11 protein-coding genes, 1 tRNA gene and 1 riboswitch are annotated in these 13,452 nt (G+C 70.7%); of the genes, 7 read left to right on the top strand and 5 right to left on the bottom strand.

The genetic code is table 11. The annotated features are described in order from the left end of the window. The first annotated feature begins 103 nt into the window (after nucleotides 1-103). The 4 genes from AB0I43_RS28085 (at nucleotide 104) to AB0I43_RS28070 (ending at nucleotide 2,281) form a co-directional block, all read left to right on the top strand. Nucleotides 104-174: transfer RNA gene (locus tag AB0I43_RS28085), tRNA-Thr, on the top strand. Between the two features lie 172 nt (nucleotides 175-346). Continuing rightward, nucleotides 347-742, top strand: a complete 396-nt coding sequence (locus AB0I43_RS28080; RefSeq protein WP_356974623.1) for a hypothetical protein — start codon at nucleotides 347-349, stop codon at nucleotides 740-742. Nucleotides 743-769: 27 nt separating this feature from the next. Then, on the top strand, nucleotides 770-1,393 hold the full coding sequence (locus tag AB0I43_RS28075) for an alpha/beta hydrolase (protein WP_356974625.1): 624 nt from the start codon (nucleotides 770-772) through the stop codon (nucleotides 1,391-1,393). Between the two features lie 78 nt (nucleotides 1,394-1,471). Then, nucleotides 1,472-2,281: an alpha/beta hydrolase gene (locus tag AB0I43_RS28070; protein ID WP_356974627.1), complete on the top strand. Its 810-nt coding sequence runs from the start codon at nucleotides 1,472-1,474 to the stop codon at nucleotides 2,279-2,281. Here AB0I43_RS28070 and AB0I43_RS28065 read toward each other — a convergent pair. From AB0I43_RS28065 to AB0I43_RS28050, 4 genes are all read right to left on the bottom strand, one after another. Next, nucleotides 2,270-3,058 (bottom strand): helix-turn-helix domain-containing protein, encoded by a 789-nt coding sequence (locus AB0I43_RS28065; RefSeq protein ID WP_356974629.1) that lies wholly within the window; start codon nucleotides 3,056-3,058, stop codon nucleotides 2,270-2,272. The genes AB0I43_RS28070 and AB0I43_RS28065 overlap by 12 nt on opposite strands. 276 nt (nucleotides 3,059-3,334) lie before the next feature. Next, nucleotides 3,335-4,744 carry a lipase family protein gene (locus AB0I43_RS28060; RefSeq protein ID WP_356974631.1) on the bottom strand — a complete coding sequence of 470 codons (1,410 nt, stop codon included), beginning with the start codon at nucleotides 4,742-4,744 and terminating at the stop codon, nucleotides 3,335-3,337. A gap of 86 nt (nucleotides 4,745-4,830) precedes the next feature. Beyond that, a complete protein-coding gene (locus AB0I43_RS28055; RefSeq protein ID WP_356974633.1) occupies nucleotides 4,831-5,469 on the bottom strand; it encodes a TetR/AcrR family transcriptional regulator in 639 nt (212 codons plus the stop codon). A gap of 59 nt (nucleotides 5,470-5,528) precedes the next feature. Then, complete coding sequence (locus AB0I43_RS28050; RefSeq protein ID WP_356974635.1) at nucleotides 5,529-6,848, bottom strand: aminotransferase class V-fold PLP-dependent enzyme; 1,320 nt, start codon at nucleotides 6,846-6,848, stop codon at nucleotides 5,529-5,531. A 44-nt stretch (nucleotides 6,849-6,892) separates the two neighbouring features. Continuing rightward, nucleotides 6,893-7,007: riboswitch (SAM riboswitch) on the bottom strand. Between the two features lie 126 nt (nucleotides 7,008-7,133). Here AB0I43_RS28050 and AB0I43_RS28045 point away from each other — a divergent pair. The 3 genes from AB0I43_RS28045 (at nucleotide 7,134) to AB0I43_RS28035 (ending at nucleotide 13,254) form a co-directional block, all read left to right on the top strand. After that, complete coding sequence (locus AB0I43_RS28045; RefSeq protein WP_356974637.1) at nucleotides 7,134-7,781, top strand: LysE family translocator; 648 nt, start codon at nucleotides 7,134-7,136, stop codon at nucleotides 7,779-7,781. A gap of 203 nt (nucleotides 7,782-7,984) precedes the next feature. Continuing rightward, nucleotides 7,985-11,908 carry a Pls/PosA family non-ribosomal peptide synthetase gene (locus AB0I43_RS28040; protein WP_356974639.1) on the top strand — a complete coding sequence of 1,308 codons (3,924 nt, stop codon included), beginning with the start codon at nucleotides 7,985-7,987 and terminating at the stop codon, nucleotides 11,906-11,908. Next, nucleotides 11,908-13,254: a M1 family metallopeptidase gene (locus AB0I43_RS28035; RefSeq protein ID WP_356975248.1), complete on the top strand. Its 1,347-nt coding sequence runs from the start codon at nucleotides 11,908-11,910 to the stop codon at nucleotides 13,252-13,254. The genes AB0I43_RS28040 and AB0I43_RS28035 overlap by 1 nt, the downstream gene beginning before the upstream one ends. Here AB0I43_RS28035 and AB0I43_RS28030 read toward each other — a convergent pair. Next, nucleotides 13,239-13,427: a hypothetical protein gene (locus tag AB0I43_RS28030; protein WP_356974641.1), complete on the bottom strand. Its 189-nt coding sequence runs from the start codon at nucleotides 13,425-13,427 to the stop codon at nucleotides 13,239-13,241. The two genes, AB0I43_RS28035 and AB0I43_RS28030, sit on opposite strands and share 16 nt — an antisense overlap. Nucleotides 13,428-13,452: the final 25 nt, after the last annotated feature.

Here is a 13,452-nt window from a genome sequence, read left to right as displayed (position 1 = left end):
GTTGCCATCTTGCCGAGAACTTGCCAAGACAGGACGATACGAGCTGGACGCCTGGATACGCGACGATACGGAAAATGCCTCTGAACTGGACGTACAGATACCAGCCGGACGGACCGGACGGTTCGTGGATCACTCGTAATGAAAAGGTCGGGGGTTCGATTCCCCCAGGCGGCTCCCAAGAAAAGGTGAGGATCGTTCGCGATCCTCACCTTTTTTGCTTTGTGTGGGGTTGTCAGGGGTGGTGTCAGCCGGGTGTCAGCTCGGCGTCAGCCGGTGCGGTGAAAGTAGGTGCATCGAAGAAAACGACCGGGGCCACGAGGCCCTGGACACCACCAAGGAGAACATCATGTCGATCACCGTTACCCTCACCGACCAGGACAAGAGCGTTGTGCGGACCGCCGCTTACGGTGCGGTGTCGCTGCTGGCCGCGGCCGGTGCACCGCACAAGGGAATGACCCAGGGGTCGATCGCGCTGACCTCGGCGACCGGTCTGGTCGGGCATGTGCTGTCGGCGAAGTCGAGGGATATTCGGCTGCCGGGGAAGACTGTGGCCGAGCTGGCCGATCAGGTGCTTCCGGCGCTGAGCGCCGCGATGGGTGTGCTGGCGCAGTACCCGGGTGAGGCCGAGAATTTCCGCGGCACCGTGCTGGTGGCGGTCGAGGCCGCGACGCAGGGGAAGAAGGCGGCCGGTCCGGCGGTCGTGGCCATGGCCGGGAAGATCAGCGCCGCCCTCGACGCCTGAACCCGCGATTCATGACGGAGGGATGCCATGCGGCAGCCGGCCCACGCTCACCTTTTCCGCGGCGGCACCGCCGCCGACCGAGCGCCGCTGGTTCTGCTGCATGGCTCCGACGGTTCGGAATCCGATCTGCTGCCGCTGGCCGAGGACGTGGCGCCGGGTTCCCCGCTGCTCGGCCTGCGCGGTGCGGTCGCCATGCCGGGCGGTTACGGGTTCTTCCGCCGGTTGCCGGATCGCCGGGTGGACGAGGCGGATCTTTCGGCCCGGGTGCCCGTGCTGGCCGATTTCATCGAAAACGCCTGTGCCGGATACGGTCTCGAACGCCCGCTCGCGATCGGCTTCTCCAATGGCGCGATCATGGCGGCGGCGTTGCTGCTGAGTCGTCCCGGTCTATTGGCCGGCGCGATCCTGTTCCGGCCGCTGTCGCCGTTCGCCACGGATCCGCCGGGCCGCGTGGACGGCATACCGGTCCTGATCGCCGACGCCGTGGACGATGACCGCCGAGCGCCTGGTCACGGGGCGCGGCTGGCCGAACGGCTCCGGCTGGCCGGGGCGAATGTGACGCATCGGGTCCTGCCCGGCGGGCACCCGCTCACTCTCGCGGACCGTGAACTCGCGCGCGACTGGCTGCGCCGATCGGACCGGCCTTGCTAGAACGGAAACTGTAACGCGTTCCTGTTATGGTCGGCGGGGGTCGCGATCGCTGCCCAGACTGGACCGCGGAGGGGCGTAATGCCGTTTGTGACCACCGATGATGGCGCGGAGATCTACTACGAGGACACCGGTGGGGACCGGCCGGCGGTGTTGCTGATGCACGGGGTGTTCACGCACTCCGGGATGTGGGCGCCGCAGGTGGAGTCGCTGGCGCCGGACTATCGCGTCGTCACCGTCGACGCGCGCGGGCACGGGCAGACGAGGGACCCGGGCATTCCGTTCAACAGCGCGCGGCTGGCGCAGGATCACTGGGCGGTGCTCGATCACCTGGGCGTGCAGACGGTGGTCGCCGGGGGAATTCTGCAGGGTGGCTGGGTGGCGATGAATATGGCGCTGCAACGGAAATCGCGGGTGCGCGGCCTGATTCTGATCGGGACGACGGCCGCCGCCTATGGTCCGGCGCAGCGGGCCGGATTCGAGAACATCCTGATGGGGCAGTGGGTGGAGGGGACGGTTCCGCTGGAGTCGCTGTGCCCGCCGATCGCGGCGGCGCAGATCGGCGGCGACCGGGAGCGGCACCGGGAGCCGTGGCTGCGCGAGTGGGTCGCCGGTGACCGGACGCGGTGGCGGCTGGCGGTGCGGTGCCTGATCGATCGCAAGAGCATCGAGGACCTGGTCCCCGGGATCACCGTGCCGGCGCTGCTCATGCGCGGCATCGGCGATCAGGTGCTGACCAACGACGTGATGTCCACGCTGCAACAGCAGTTGGGCGGGCCGACCCAGTTGGAGACGATCGTCGCCGACGGTGTCACGCACATGTGCACCTACACCCATCCCGAGCTGACCGATCCGCTGATCCGCAAGTTCCTGGACGAACTACCCGCCTGATCCGGCGGGGTCGTGGAACCGGACGCCGTCGTCCGGCGCGCGATCCGGCAAACCGACGACGAGTGCCGCCAGCACGTCCGGCGGCACCAGCAGCGGATAGAACTGCATGACCAGCGTTCGCGTGGTCTCGGTGCGCGGATCGAAGACGCGCTGGCGAGGGTCCGGTCGCCACGCGTAGACCTGCTCGCCGGTCCAGTGCCGATGGAAAAGGGCGTTGGCGCGCAACGATTCCAGGATCGCTTCGACCGCGTCCTTGTGCTCGGGCAGGGCGGCGGAGTGGCGGAACAGGCCGGTCAGAATCACCGCCTCGGTTTCCCAATCCGGGGTGACGAGATCGGCGCGGGCGTCCTCGTACATCCAGTTCAGCATGCTCGGCGCTGTCGCCAAGCCGGGCCAGGCGTCGCGAAAGGCCGCGTTGGACGCCGTGACCCGCCAGGCCCGCACGATCGCGGCCGGGTGCGGGTCCAGGGCCGACAGCAGCACGGCCACGTCATCGGTGGTCATCGGGCGTCCGGGCTGCGGGTGGCCCGCCAGGAGTCGCAGGTGCAGCATTTCGTGCACGCCCAGGTCGAGCGCGCTGCCGAGGCCGGTCACCACCGTTTCACCGGCGGCGGCGCGGTCGCCCTGTTCGATCTTCGCGATGTAGCCCTTGTGCGTGTGGGCGAGCTTCGCCAGGCCCTCCTGCGTCAAACCCGCTGCCCTGCGCCGCATTCGCACGTATTCACCCAGCGTCGGCGGGGCGAGTGGTTCACCGTCTCCGTAGATCTCGCCGTACACCCGATCACTTCCTAGGTTCGTGTCCCCGAGCCAGGGTAGTTGCCCCGGAGGTACCCCACGGCTGGGGTAGTGGTTGATCTTGCTGGGCGGCCCGCACCCCTTGTTTCATGGATTTGCGTCGCATCGACCTACAGCGTCGTGGGTCATGCGGTCGCCATCGCGGACGGCTGGGAAGAAGGGGGTCCCAGCCGTCGGCTCGCGTTCCGGGGCCGACCAGCCAGGCGGAAACGACGAAGGCGGGGCAGGCGCTTGCCTGCCCCGCCTTCGTCGGTCCGATCAGGCGCCGATCGGCTTGCCGAAGAACGACATCACGGTTTCGCCGAGCACCGAGCCGGCGTAGGGCAGGACGCCGGGCGCCGCGGCCATCGAGGTGACATCGCTGGTGCTGCAACCCGGTTGCGCCGGAACGCCGTTGAGCCGGTCGCGCAGCCAGAGCAGGGCGGCGGGTCCGCCGCTGACCTCGGCGACGATGTGCTCGCTGGCCCAGTCGCGGGTGTACTGCACCTGGGCGCGGGGGTCGGCGCAGTAGGCGTCGACCATGGTGTTGGCCGCGCCGAGCGGCAGGATCTCGTCCCAGCGCGAATGCCAGACGAACATCGGCATGTCCGGCACCGTCTTGCCGAGCCGGGTCTCCTCGATGACGCGCTGGACCGCCGGCGCCTGCATCGGATCACCGGCCGAACTCCACAGCAGCCCTTTCAGATTCACGAAGGGCAGCAGCATGGACTGGTACTGCACACACAGCGGGCCCTTGGCGATCATCAGCGCGCGGCCGAGCGGGTCGATATTGCGATCGATGTACTCGGCGAAATACGGGTATTCGCGGGTCAATCCGATCACCGCGGCCAGGACCAGCGCGGCGGTGGCCTGGTTGCTCGCCATCTCCAGCGCGGCGCCCAGGTCGGGACCGTTGCCGCCGGTGGCCGAGGCGACGACGTTCAGTTCCGGGGCGTAACTCTGCTTCAGTTCGGCGGCGTGCTGGGTGGCCAGGGCGCCGCCGGAGTAGCCGTACAGGCCGACCGGCGCGGTCGGGCCGACGCCCAGCGGTTCGAAGGTGGTGGCGGCGCGAATGCCGTCGAGGGTGATCCGCCCGGCCAGTGGCCCGGCGGCGTAGGCGGAGTTCGGGCCCTGGTGGTCGGGCAGCACCACGGCCCAGCCCTGTTGCAGCGCCGCCTGCGCGAAGACGAACTCCGCGGGCGCGACGACCTGCCCGGCGAAGGTGGCGACGGAGCCCAGCTGCACGGCGTAGGACGGCGCGCAGTAGTTGGCCAGGGAGTCCTCGGCGATCTGCACCGACAGCAGTTTGCGCGGTTCCGGGGCGACGCCGCGCGGCTTGAGCAGGGTGGCGACGGCCGCGATGGGCTGATCGGCGGTGTTGTTCGAGCGGTAGGAGACCAGCCAGGCGTCCACGTTGAGCGGGATGATCCCGAGGTTGGCCACGTTGATCTGCCGGATCGCGATCAGTCCGCCGGGGGCGGTGTTCGCGACCACGTCGGCGGGCGGGTTGTAGAAGCCGGTGTCGAACTCCGGCGGCAGCGGGATGGTCGGCGCGCCCTGGATGGCGGGCTGCGCGGGTGCGGCCGGTTCGGGTTCGGCCACGGCCGTGCTGGTTCCGGCGAGTACCGCGAACACACCCACGACCAACGCCGCGGTGCGTCGCAGCGTGTGTGATTTCCACCTGGTCATCGTCGACCCACATTCTCGTTCCGCATTGAGACACTAGCGTCTCAATGGTGTGCGTCACTATGGCACAGACGTGACCGGGATCGCAATTACCCGTCGGTAACGGGTATCAGCAGGGCGAACAGCAGAGTCGCGAGCATGTCGACGAGCGCGCGCACCGGCGGCCGCCGCTCGTCCATGCACCAGTGGTGGGCCGCGCCGTTGAGCGCGCCGATGAAGCCCGCCATCGCCGTGGGCCAGCCGCACTCCGGGGCGCGGACATCGGGCACGGTGGCGGCGATGGCCTCGATGGTGCGCGCCCATTCGTCGCGGACCTCGAGGCGGTGCTGTTCCACCTGGTCGCTGACGCCGACGATCTCCACGTAGGCGACCTTGGCCCGGCGCAGGTCGCTGACCATCGCCTGGAGGTAGGCGGTCAAACCCACGGTGACCAGTTCCCGGGCCGTGCCCCCGGTGGTCTCGGCCAGCGCCGCGGTGACGGCGTCCCGCGCGGCGCGCTGGGCGGCGTCGTAGGCGGCGACGAGCAGTTCTTCCCGACTCGAGTACTCCTCGTAGAACTGCCGGCGCGACAGCCCGGCCGTCGAACAGATCTCGGTCACCGAGCTTTTCGCGTACGACTTGGTCGCGAACACGGTCAGGGCCGCCTCGATGAACAGCGCCCGGCGCTCGGCCCGGCGCTCCGGGACCGACTGCCCCGCATAGCTGTGTCTCGTCTGCGGCGTACCCATCGCCGCACAGCGTAGACCCGGGCCGTTCGCGCGGCGCCGGGCGGCGACGGGTTCGCGTTTCAGATCGTGCAGGGCGCCGCGCCGACGTTCGCGTCGGCGGCGAAGGGGCGGGTCTCGGGAGCCGGATTCCACAGGCCGTCGGTCTTCGCGTACTGCCAGGCCGGGCCGTTCGTGACGAGGTCGGCGAGGGCCCGGACGAGCCGATCGACGTCGGCGGCCGAGGTGCCGAGGCCGACGCTGGCGCGCAGCGCGCCGTCGAGACCGAGGCGGGCGAGCAGCGGGTGCGCGCAGAAGCGGCCGTCGCGCACGCCGATGCCGTGTTCGGCGGAGAGGTAGGCGGCAACCTCGCCGGGGGCGAAGCCGTCCAGGGTGAAGGCGACGATGCCGACGATGTCGGGGCTGTCGGTCCACAGCCGCAGCCGGGTGACGCCGGGGATCGCGTCGAGCCCGTCACACAGCCGGGTGGCGAGGGTGCGTTCGTGGTCGATCAAGGTGCCGGGGTCGATCTGACACAGGGCGTCACACGCCGCGGCGAGCGCCGCCGCGCCGAGGACATTGGGGGAGCCGGCCTCGTGCCGCTGCGGCGCGGCCGCCCACTGCGCGCCGGTGGTGCCGACTTCGCGGACCGCGCCGCCGCCGGCCAGGTAGGGCTCCGCCTGATCGAGCCAATCCCGGCGGCCGACCAGCACGCCCGCGCCGAACGGCGCGTAGAGCTTGTGGCCGGAGAACGCCAGGTAGTCGATGCCGGTGTCGCGCAGGCTGATTCGGCGGTGCGGCGCGAGCTGGGCGGCGTCGACGAGGATGCGGGCGCCGCACTGGTGCGCGATCTGGGCGAGCCGCTCCAGCGGGAGCACCTCGCCGGTGACGTTGGAGGCGCCGGTGACGGCGAGCAGCGCGGCGGGCTTGCTGCACAGCTCGGCGACCAGCAGCCGGATGGTCTCCTCGAGGGTGCCGGCGGCGCGCACGACGCGACGGCCGTGCCTGGTCCAGGGCAGGAAGTTGGCGTGGTGCTCGATGTCGAGCACCACGGTGTCGCCGGGGACGCAGGAGGCGAGCAGGTTCAGCGAGTCGGTGGTGTTGCGGGTGAACACCACGACTTGGTCGTCGGCCGCGTCGAGGAACCGGGACACCGAACCGCGTGCGGCCTCGTAGCACTCGGTGGAGATGCGCGAGGCGTACCCCGCGCCGCGGTGCACGCTGGCGTAGAACGGCAGCAGCGCCTGCACCCGGTCGGTGACCTGGGCCAATGCCGGGGCGCTGGCCGCGTAGTCGAAGTTGGCGTAGGTGGTGGTGCCGCCTTGGACGAGCGGTACCTGCAGATCGTCGCCGGAGACCCGGGCGAGCGGGGCGCAGGTCTGGGTGGCCACAGCAGTCGTCACGTAAATCCCGTCGGTTCGGGGACCCGCAATCGAGAGATCTGTCGAGTCCGCGCTTGCCGCGCCAGGTTTGGCGAACGGCCGGGTCGTCACCCGGAGCACCCCGCCGCGGAGGAGGGTTGCCGACCAGCTAGCCGGGGCTTAGCGCTGGTACTCATGACCTGAACCGAGAGTGGCAGACGCGGCGGCGCGCTGTCAACCACCCTGTTTCGCCACCGCGTCGCTGCATGGATATGCAGAAAAAAGAATAAGGTTGCAATTGATGGCGGGATGCGGTCCCATGGAGGGGTGACGATCTCCCTGCTGCTCAGCTTCGTGGGCCTGTGCATCCTGCTGTCGCTCACCCCGGGCCCGGACACCTTCCTGGTCCTGCGTTACTCGCTCGCCGATGCCCGCCCGGGTATCGCCGCCGCCCTGGGTTCGGCGCTGGGCGGGATCGTCTGGGCGCTGGTGGTCGCGGCGGGCGTGGCCGCGCTGCTGGAACAGTCCGCCACGGCCTACCGCGCCCTCAAGGTGATCGGCGGAATGTACCTGCTGTACTTGGGTATTCGGGCCCTGATCGACCTGCGCAAGCAGCGGCGGGAAGCCGCGGCGGCGGACGCGGAGCCGACCGCGGCGCAGGGGAGGCCGGCCGCACCGGCCTCGGTTCGCTCGGCATTTGCCGCCGGGGTGATCTCGTGCCTGTTCAACCCGAAGGTCGGGCTGTTCTATCTGGCCGTGCTGCCGCAGTTCCTGTCCGAGGTCACCTTCGTCAACACCCTCGCGCTCGGCGCCATCGAATCCGCCATCGCCGCGGTGGAAATGGTGCTGGTCGCACTGCTCGCCTCCCGGGCCGTGGCGATGCTGCGGCGGCCCGCGGTGCGTGAGCGGCTGGAGCAGGTTTCGGCGGGCGTCCTGGCGGCGCTCGGGATCGGCACCGCCGCCTCGGCGGTCTGATCGGCCGCGGGTAGCTGCCGCGTCGCTCACCTCTCGAAAAACGTACGCCGACCGGCACCGACCGCGCGGTTCGGTCAACGGCCGCCGACCGTATCCGGAGGTACGGTGGACCGTTGGGCACCCGATGTGTTTGCCCACTGGTAACCCTGGTCGTGCAAGATGCCGTCTGCGCTAGGTAGGTCTATGAGAGGTGGGCAGGACGCATGCTCCAGCCGGAGGTCGATGAGGTAGCGGGCGAGGACGTGCTACCGAATCCGTTGCTGCGCGGCACTCTTGCCCCGCCGGCCCGCACGCTGGTGGACGTGCTGGCCGCCACCGCCGACACCTATCCGGACGCCCCGGCCCTCGACGACGGCGAGACGGTGCTCGGCTACCTGGAACTGCTCAACGAGGTCGACATGGTGGTCGGCCGGCTCGCCGCGGCGGGCGTGCGGGCCGGGGATCGGGTCGGCGTGCGCATGCCCTCCGGGAGCAGTGCGCTCTACGTGACCATCCTCGCGGTGTTGCACGCGGGCGCGGCCTACGTGCCGGTCGACGCCGACGATCCGGACGAACGGGCCCGGCTGGTGTTCGGGGAGGCGCGGGTCAGCGCGATCGTCACCGCGTCCGGTATCGAGCGCACCCAGGCCGGAACCGGCACGGCGGCAGCCGAATCCGTCGCACCGCCGAGTCCGCAGGACGACGCCTGGATCATCTTCACCTCGGGTTCCACCGGCACGCCGAAGGGCGTCGCGGTCACCCATCGCAATGCCGCCGCGTTCGTCGACGCCGAGGCGCGGCTGTTCTTGCAGGACGCGCCGATCGGGCCCGGTGACCGGGTGCTGGCCGGGCTGTCGGTCGCCTTCGACGCGTCCTGCGAGGAGATGTGGCTGGCCTGGCGGCACGGCGCCTGCCTGGTGCCGGCGCCGCGCGCCCTGGTGCGGACCGGCGCGGATCTGGGGCCGTGGCTGGTGCGCCGGGAGATCAGCATCGTTTCCACCGTGCCGACGCTCGCGGCCACCTGGCCCGCCGAGGCACTGGATTCGGTCCGGCTGCTCATCTTCGGCGGCGAGGCGGTGCCGCCGGAACTGGCCGAAAAGCTCGCGGGCAACACCGATTCCGAGATCGTGCGCGAGGTGTGGAACACCTACGGCCCGACCGAGGCCACCGTCGTGGCCTGCGCGGCCCTGCTGAACGGGCAGTGGCCGGTGCGGATCGGGCTCCCGCTGGACGGCTGGGATCTCACCGTCGTCGACGCGGACGGAAATCCGGTGCCGGAGGGCGAATCCGGCGAGCTCGTCATCGGCGGCGTCGGCCTGGCCCGCTACCTGGACCCGGCCAAGGACGCGGAGAAGTACGCGCCGCTGCCCGCCCTCGGCTGGGACCGGGCCTACCGCAGCGGTGATCTGGTGCGCAACGACCGCGCGGGCCTGGTGTTCCTCGGCCGGGCCGACGATCAGATCAAACTCGGCGGCCGCCGGATCGAACTCGGCGAGATCGACAACGCGCTGCAGCACCTACCCGGGGTCACCGGCGCGGCCGCCGCCATCCGGAGTACCAAGGCGGGCAACAAGATCCTGGTCGGCTATCTGACCGGCCCCGACGCCGGTTTCGACGCGGCCGCGGCCCGGGCGATCCTGGCCGAGCAGCTGCCGGCGCCGCTGGTGCCCCGGCTGGCGGTGGTCGCCGAACTGCCCACCCGCACCTCGGGCAAGGTGGATCGCGACGCCCTGCCCTGGCCGCTGCCCAAGCAGCCCGACAGCGACGCCGAGGCCGGTCTGTCGCCGACCGCGCAGTGGGTCGCCGGACTGTGGGACGCGATTCTCGGCGCGGAGGCCACCGGCCCGGACACCGACTTCTTCGACCTCGGCGGCGGCTCGCTAGCGGCCGCGCAGCTGGTGGCCGCGCTGCGGGAACGGTATCCGCGGGTCGCGGTCGCAGACCTCTACGACCACCCGCGGCTCGGGGCGCTGGCCGAGTTCCTGGACGGCAGCGCGCCCGCCGAGGCGGTGGACGAACGGGTCGTGCGCCCCACCCCGCTGCGCGCGCAACTGTTCCAGGTCCTGGCCACCGTGCCACTGACGACGCTGACCGGCCTGCAATGGCTTACCTGGCTGGCGATCGTGGGCAATATCGCGGCCCGCTACGGCGCGCTGCCGTGGCTGCCGCACCTGTCCTGGTGGTGGGCGCTGGTGGCGTTCCTGCTGTTCATCTCCCCGCCCGGCCGCATGGCGCTGTGCGTCGCCGGATCCCGGCTGCTGCTGCGCGGCGTCGAGCCGGGTAGCTACCCGCGCGGCGGCCGGGTGCATCTGCGGCTGTGGACGGCGGTCCGGCTGTCCGAGGCCAGCGGCGCGGAAAACCTCTCGGGCGCACCGTGGATGGTGCCGTTCGCCCGGGCGCTGGGCGCGAAGATCGGCCAGGGCGTCGACCTGCACACCCTGCCGCCGGTCACCGGCATGCTCGAACTCGGCGACGGGTGCAGCATCGAACCCGAGGTCGACCTGTCCGGCTACTGGATCGACGGCGATCTGGTCCACCTGGGCCCGATCACCATCGGCCCGGGCGCGGTCGTGGGCGCGCGCTCGATCCTGCTGCCGGGCACCAGGATCGGGAAGAACGCGGAGATCGCGCCGGGGTCGGCGGTGGCCGGGAAGGTCAAGGCCGAGCAGGAGTGGGGCGGGTCGCCCGCGGCGAAGGTCGGCAAGGCACAGCATCGCTGGCCGGAGGAGACCCCGGCGCGCGCCACGCACTGGGTGCCGATCTTCGGCCTCACCTCGATGGTGCTGGCGGCGGTCCCGATCCTGGGCATCGGCGCGGGCGGGGCGTTCATCGCGTGGTGGATCCGCGATACGCGCACCCTCGGCGCGGGTCTGGTGCGCGCGTTCGCGATCCTGCCGGTCGCGATGCTGCTCAGCCTCGGGCTCTACGCGGCGGTCACCATCGTCGCGGTGCGGCTGTTCAGCATCGGGCTACGCGAGGGCTACCACCCGGTGCGCAGCCGGATCGGCTGGCAGGCGTGGTCCACCGAGCGCCTGCTGGACGCGGCGCGCACCTTCCTGTTCCCGCTCTACGCCAGCCTGCTGACGCCGATCTGGCTGCGGCTGCTCGGCGCCAAGGTCGGCAAGCACGTCGAAGCCTCGACGGTGCTGTTGCTGCCGAAGTTCACTACCGTCGCCGACGGCGCGTTCCTGGCCGACGACACCATGATCGCCAGCTACGAACTCGGCGGCGGGTGGCTGCGCATCGGCGAGGCCAAGGTGGGCAAGCGGGCCTTCCTCGGCAACTCCGGGATGACCGCGCCCGGCCGCCGGGTGCCGAAGAACGGCCTGGTGGCGGTGCTTTCGGCCGCGCCGAGCAAGGCCAAGGCCGGTTCCTCGTGGCTGGGCAGCCCGCCGGTGCGGTTGCGCCGCGCCTCGGAATCGGGCGACACCGAGCGCACCTTCGATCCGCCCGCGCGCCTGCGCGTGGCCCGCGGCATCGTCGAAACATGCAGGCTGATACCGGTTTTCGTGACCTTCGCGATCGGGCTCGGAGTGATCTTCGCGCTGGCCTGGCTGGCCCAGACCTTCGGCCACGAGCTGGCGGCCCTGCTCAGCGGCGTGGTGCTGCTGGTCGCCGGCGCGGTCGCGGGCGCGGCCGCGGTGCTCGCGAAATGGTTGCTGGTGGGCCGGATCCGGGCCGAGGAGCATCCGCTGTGGAGCTCGTTCGTATGGCGCAACGAGGTCGCCGACACCTTCGTGGAGACCGTGGCCGCGCCCTGGTTCGCCCGCGCGGCAACGGGTACACCCGTACTCAACCTGTGGTTGCGCGGACTCGGCGCCCGGATCGGCCGCGGGGTATGGTGCGAGTCCTACTGGCTACCGGAGGCAGACCTGGTGACACTCGGCGACGGCGCGACCGTGGAACGCGGCTGTGTGGTGCAGACCCATCTGTTCCACGACCGCATCATGGCCATGGACACCGTCACCCTGGCGCCCGGCGCCACGCTCGGCCCGCACTGTGTCGCGCTGCCCGCCTCGGTCATCGGCGCGGGCGCCACCATCGGCCCCGCGTCGCTGGTCATGCGCGGTGACGCGGTCCCGCCCTCGACCCGATGGTGGGGCAATCCGATCGCGCCGTGGTCCGGCGACGCGAGTACGGGGCGTTGATGCGGGGCAAGTTCTACGAGCCGCCCATCGACGAGTACCTGCCGCAGAACGGCAATCGGGGTTATCGCGTCTCGCGCTACGAGCTGGACCTGGTCTACAAGGTCGCCAGCAACCGGCTGGCAGGGCGCGCCGAGATCACCGCCGTCAGCACCGAGGCCCGCGACCTGTTCGCCCTGGATCTGTCCCAATCCCTCACGGTTGCCAAGGTTTTCGTGAACGGGAGCAAGGCCGCGCGGTACACACACCGCAACGGCAAGCTGGTGATCACCCCGGCCCAGCGGATTCCGGCGGGCGGTGCGCTGGTGCTGGTGGTGCAGTACGCGGGCGTGCCGAAGCCGGTGCGCGGGCTGTGGGGCGAGGTCGGCTGGGAGGAGCTGACCGAGGGTGCGCTGGTGGCCAGTCAGCCCAACGGCGCGGCCTCTTGGTTCCCCTGCGACGATCACCCGAGTTCCAAAGCCAGCTACCGGATCTCGATCACCACCGACAGTCCGTTCTATGCCCTGGCCAACGGCAAACTGCTGCGCAAGCAGACCAAGGCCAGCCAGACCACCTGGGTCTACGAGCAGACCGAACCGATGGCCAGCTACCTGGCCACCATCCAGATCGGGCCCTATCAGAAGTACCGGGTCGGCTCGGTGAGCAGCGCCGTGCCCATGCACGCCGTGCTGCCCGCGCGCCTGCGCGCCGACTTCGAGCACGATTTCGCGCGCCAGCCCGAGATGATGGCGCTGTTCACCGAGCGGTTCGGCCCGTATCCCTTCGAGTCCTACACCGTGGTCGTCACCGGTGACGAACTGGAGATTCCGATCGAGGCGCAGGGGCTGTCGATCTTCGGCGCGAACCACTGCGACGGCCGCCGCGGCGCGGAGCGCCTGGTGGCGCACGAGCTGGCGCATCAGTGGTTCGGCAACAGCCTCACCATCCGGCAGTGGCGCGACATCTGGCTGCACGAGGGCTTCGCCTGCTACGCCGAGTGGATCTGGTCGGAGGCCGCCGGCGGGCCGACCGCGGATCAGCAGGCCCGCGCGGCCCGGCACAATCTGGCGCGGCAGCCCCAGGACATCGTCGTCGGCGATCCGGGGCCGCGGTGGATGTTCGACGACCGGGTCTACAAGCGCGGTGCGCTGACCCTGCACGCCCTGCGGCTGGAACTGGGCGACGCCGCGTTCTTCGACCTGCTGCGGGATTGGACGACCCGGTACCGGCACGCCTCGGTCGGCACCGAGGAATTCACCGATCTGGCCGCCCACTACACCCCGGCGCCGCTACGGGCGCTGTGGGACGGCTGGCTGCGGCGGGAACAGTTGCCCGCGCTGCCGCCGCCGCGGCGTCAGGACACGAGGTAGCGGGCGGCGAGCTCTTCGACCAGCGGATCGTCGTCGGCGACGCGGTCGAGCGCCTCGAGATCGGTGGACACCGAGACCTGGCGGGTGTCGGCGGTGTCGGGCGCGGGCGTGCCGTCCTCGTCGAGTTGGCGGACCAGTTTGGCGCGGACGCGTTGCTTCAATGATTCGCTCATGACTACAGCGTGCCCCATCGCGGAG

It is taken from the genome of Nocardia sp. NPDC050435, from assembly GCF_040655395.1.
Classification (GTDB): domain Bacteria; phylum Actinomycetota; class Actinomycetes; order Mycobacteriales; family Mycobacteriaceae; genus Nocardia.
Note: the sequence above shows the minus strand (reverse complement) of the source record. Positions and strands in the feature narration are given on the sequence as shown.

What these genes read in the sequence shown, in the direction of transcription:
- AB0I43_RS28080 (WP_356974623.1), top strand. Translation starts at nt 347, where the DNA reads ATGTCGATCACCGTTACCCTCACCGACCAGGACAAGAGCGTTGTGCGG.
- AB0I43_RS28075 (WP_356974625.1), top strand. Translation starts at nt 770, where the DNA reads ATGCGGCAGCCGGCCCACGCTCACCTTTTCCGCGGCGGCACCGCCGCC.
- AB0I43_RS28070 (WP_356974627.1), top strand. Translation starts at nt 1,472, where the DNA reads ATGCCGTTTGTGACCACCGATGATGGCGCGGAGATCTACTACGAGGAC.
- AB0I43_RS28060 (WP_356974631.1), bottom strand. Translation starts at nt 4,744, where the DNA reads ATGACCAGGTGGAAATCACACACGCTGCGACGCACCGCGGCGTTGGTC.
- AB0I43_RS28055 (WP_356974633.1), bottom strand. Translation starts at nt 5,469, where the DNA reads ATGGGTACGCCGCAGACGAGACACAGCTATGCGGGGCAGTCGGTCCCG.
- AB0I43_RS28040 (WP_356974639.1), top strand. Translation starts at nt 7,985, where the DNA reads ATGCTCCAGCCGGAGGTCGATGAGGTAGCGGGCGAGGACGTGCTACCG.
- AB0I43_RS28035 (WP_356975248.1), top strand. Translation starts at nt 11,908, where the DNA reads ATGCGGGGCAAGTTCTACGAGCCGCCCATCGACGAGTACCTGCCGCAG.
- AB0I43_RS28030 (WP_356974641.1), bottom strand. Translation starts at nt 13,427, where the DNA reads ATGAGCGAATCATTGAAGCAACGCGTCCGCGCCAAACTGGTCCGCCAA.